Source organism: Patulibacter minatonensis DSM 18081 (assembly GCF_000519325.1).
Lineage (GTDB): Bacteria > Actinomycetota > Thermoleophilia > Solirubrobacterales > Solirubrobacteraceae > Patulibacter > Patulibacter minatonensis.
The window spans coordinates 3,550,752-3,553,569 of record NZ_KI912613.1; the positions used below are offsets into that span (position 1 = coordinate 3,550,752).

General features: G+C 70.8%; 2 protein-coding genes and 1 pseudogene. 1 reads left to right on the forward strand and 2 read right to left on the reverse strand.

All coding sequences use genetic code 11. The features are described from left to right. Positions 1 to 69: 69 nt before the first annotated feature. Complete coding sequence (locus PATMI_RS0116465; RefSeq protein ID WP_026911679.1) at positions 70 to 1,554, reverse strand: LCP family protein; 1,485 nt, start codon at positions 1,552 to 1,554, stop codon at positions 70 to 72. A 209-nt stretch (positions 1,555 to 1,763) separates the two neighbouring features. Between PATMI_RS0116465 and PATMI_RS0116470 the strand changes: the two genes are divergently transcribed. Then, positions 1,764 to 2,387 carry an LURP-one-related family protein gene (locus PATMI_RS0116470; protein ID WP_036726019.1) on the forward strand — a complete coding sequence of 208 codons (624 nt, stop codon included), beginning with the start codon at positions 1,764 to 1,766 and terminating at the stop codon, positions 2,385 to 2,387. Here PATMI_RS0116470 and PATMI_RS30865 read toward each other — a convergent pair. Continuing rightward, positions 2,388 to 2,818, reverse strand: a pseudogene (locus tag PATMI_RS30865) (hypothetical protein); the annotation flags it as partial.

The window sequence follows — 2,818 nt, forward strand, 5'->3', positions numbered from 1 at the left end:
AAGCACGAGATCGACCGCCGCCTCGTGCTCTCCGCCGCGGTGGGCATGGACGCGTTGATGGCGCGGTAGTCAGCGCGCCGCCCGGAATCCCCGGGCGAGCGCGTACATCTCCCTGGCGGAGAGCTCGTTCGTCAGGGTGTTCGTGATCCAGTAGGTGCCCGAGCCCGACTTCCACATCAGGCGGCGGACGTCGCGGCCGTCGTACTGGACCTCCCACGTGCGGCCGGCCAGGCGGATGCGGTCGGTCGCGAGGTCGAGGATCGGCGGCGCGCCCCAGGTCGTGCCCTCGACGCCGTAGTACTGGCCGGCGTCGCCGAGCCCGACCACGACCTTGTAGCTCGGCCACTTCGGCTTCTTGCGTCGGTCGAGGATGCGGTAGCCGCGGGTCATGGCGTCCTGGTAGGTCCCGCGGGCGGCCCGCACGTCGGGCCCGAGGACCGGCACGGCGCGGGTCGTCTTCCGGACGATCCGGGCCGAGCCCTTCAGGCCCGCGAGGTCCGCGACCAGGGTCGGCGGGTCGGCGCCCGAGAGCCGCTTGCCCTTGCCGACGAGCTCCGGGTTCGTCGTCGCCTGCCGGTCGGGCTGCTCCGACTTCTGCCGGGCGACCCGCGGGCCCAGGAACCGCTCGCGGGCCCGCTGGAGGCTCGCCTCGCTGGTGAGCACGTCGCCCGTCCCGTCGCCGGCGTCCCGGAGGTCGTCCAGCTCGATCCGCGCGGTCGGCTTGTCGACCATGTAGATCAGGAGCTTGCCGAGCGCCAGGAGCTGCCGGGACGTCTTGATGTTCGTGCGGACGTTCCGTCCGATCCGCCTCAGCAGGCTGCCGCGGAGCACGCCGACCGGGTCGATCTGGGTGCGGACCTCGGTCAGGTAGTTCTGCTGCCGCGCCTCGCGGAGGAAGTCGCTGTCCTGCACCCGGAAGCGCACGTACGCGAGCGCGTCCTGGCCGCAGAGCAGCTGGTACCCGGCCGGCTGGTCGATCTGGGCGTGCCCGGAGTTGGGCGCGATGAAGTACTTGCGGTCGACCTCCGCGTAGAGGCATCCGAGGCCGTTGACGACCTTCGCGAACGCGTCGAACTGGACGGCGACGACGCCGTTGATCTCGAACGGGTCGTCCGGGCTGCCGAGCACCCGCCGGCTGACGATCCGCACCAGCCGGGAGGATCCGCCGGTGAACCAGGCGGTGTTGAGCTTCTGCTGCCCCTTCTTCCCGAGCGCCTTCACGCGCAGGTCGCGGGGGAGGGAGAGCACGGCGGTCGCGTCGGCCTCGGGGTCCAGACGCACGAGCAGCATGGTGTCCGAGCGGCTCTTCGCGTTCGGGCCGTCGGCGTAGCGGTGGTCGAGCCCGGCCAGCAGGATCGTCTGCGGGCCGTCCGGCTGCGGCTTCGTCAGCTGCTGCTTCGTCTCGCGGTCGACGCTGCCGAGCGGCTCGACGATGCGCTCGGCCTCGTCGTGGAACACCTTCGTCACCAGGAGCGCGACGACGAGGGCGATCGCGATCCCGGCGAGCAGCAGCTGGGGGACGATGCTGCGCCCGCGCTCCGGGGGAGCGTTCACGGGCGGCCGGCTGGACGGCTCATGGGCCGGGAGTGGGCGGGCGTCGTCGGTCTCACGCGTGCGTATCGAACCACGTCGGACGACCGGACGGTGCACGTGGCGTGCCGACGCTCACACAACGGTGGTCCGACGGGGCCATGCGCGGACGGCGTCCACGACACGTCCAGGATCTTCACCGGGCCGCCGCGTCGCGTGACACGATCGGCCGCATGATCGATCCAAGTCAGCACGACCGGTTCGTGCTCCACCAGCGCATCCGGCTCATCGTCAACCAGTACGAGTTCTCGGTGCCGACCGGCGAGGACGGCCAGGGCGAGAGCGAGCCGTTCTGCTTCGTGCAGCAGAAGCGGTTCAAGTTCAAGGAGGACATCGGCTTCTTCACGGACGACACCCGCACCACCGAGCTGCTGCGGATCAAGGCGCGCCAGCGCTTCGACCCGAAGGCCACCTACGACATCACCGCGCCGGACGGCGCCGTGGTGGGGACGATCCGCAAGGTGTTCGGCAAGTCGCTGTTCCGCTCGACGTTCGTGCTCACCAACGGCTCCACCGGCACCGAGATCACGGCCCGCGAGAAGAGCATGGGCAAGGCGCTGTTCCGTCGCCTGGTCGGCTTCGTGCCGTACATCGGCAACTTCGCGGAGTGGCTGCCGATCGCGTTCGACTTCGAGTTCCTGAACCCCGAGGGCGAGGTCATCGGCGTCAACCGGCGCCGCCGCTGGCGGATCCGCGACGTCTACGACCTCGACTTCAGCGCCGACACCAAGCACGAGATCGACCGCCGCCTCGTGCTCTCCGCCGCGGTGGGCATGGACGCGTTGATGGCGCGGTAGTCAGCGCGCCGCCCGGAATCCCCGGGCGAGCGCGTACATCTCCCTGGCGGAGAGCTCGTTCGTCAGGGTGTTCGTGATCCAGTAGGTGCCCGAGCCCGACTTCCACATCAGGCGGCGGACGTCGCGGCCGTCGTACTGGACCTCCCACGTGCGGCCGGCCAGGCGGATGCGGTCGGTCGCGAGGTCGAGGATCGGCGGCGCGCCCCAGGTCGTGCCCTCGACGCCGTAGTACTGGCCGGCGTCGCCGAGCCCGACCACGACCTTGTAGCTCGGCCACTTCGGCTTCTTGCGTCGGTCGAGGATGCGGTAGCCGCGGGTCATGGCGTCCTGGTAGGTCCCGCGGGCGGCCCGCACGTCGGGCCCGAGGACCGGCACGGCGCGGGTCGTCTTCCGGACGATCCGGGCCGAGCCCTTCAGGCCCGCGAGGTCCG